We start from the raw sequence: 614 nt of genomic DNA on the forward strand, positions 1-614 counted from the left end.
GATTACCATTGCCTTTAAAGCTATTATCCTTATAAGTATCGTATTCTCGAACCCAGCGTTGAACCATACTTCTGTCYAAATCCATTTCTAATGCAACTTCTTTAGATTTGCGTCCACTTAAGCATAAATTCACAACCATTGTCTTGAAYTCTTTATCATACTTCCTTCTAACTTTTCCTCTCATAACGTAAAGATAAGGGCTTAATTTAATGTCTAGTCAAATGTACCTATTCCAACTTTTACAAAATCAGATATTACGGGATCCTTTCATCGGCAAACTCCAAAACCAAAAAGGAGCAGATTGTCGCCCTTTTAGAAACCTGTGTGCCCATCCCAGAATACGAGGGATTATCAGCTATTTAAATTTACACTTTACTCACAGGCAAAGATGTAAGCCATTGCCCAAAATGTAAAAAAGGCAGAATCTTATGCAGGGCTTTGCCAAAACCTGAAACGTGATCGATTGGAGGATCAAAAAGTTCTTTGAATATCAAAAAGTAAATTTAATAGTATTGGCTTAAAGGGTAAACTATGCTCTATTCTGAACGAAAAATCTTTATGAAACGCTCTGGTTTCCTGCCACACACAGCAAATAGGAAGTCCGAAACTACTTG

The 614-nt window shown here is 36.4% G+C and carries 1 protein-coding gene and 1 pseudogene; one reads left to right on the top strand and one right to left on the bottom strand.

Annotated elements, in window-relative coordinates:
* On the bottom strand, window positions 1-184 hold a 184-nt coding region (locus DLK05_RS16715; protein ID WP_148114123.1), incomplete at its 3' end, for a transposase.
* A gap of 50 nt (window positions 185-234) precedes the next feature.
* Here DLK05_RS16715 and DLK05_RS18745 point away from each other — a divergent pair.
* Window positions 235-459, top strand: a pseudogene (locus tag DLK05_RS18745) (IS91 family transposase); the annotation flags it as partial.
* Window positions 460-614: the final 155 nt, after the last annotated feature.

The organism is Ancylomarina longa (genome assembly GCF_003996985.1).
In the GTDB taxonomy this organism is placed as follows: domain Bacteria; phylum Bacteroidota; class Bacteroidia; order Bacteroidales; family Marinifilaceae; genus Ancylomarina_A; species Ancylomarina_A longa.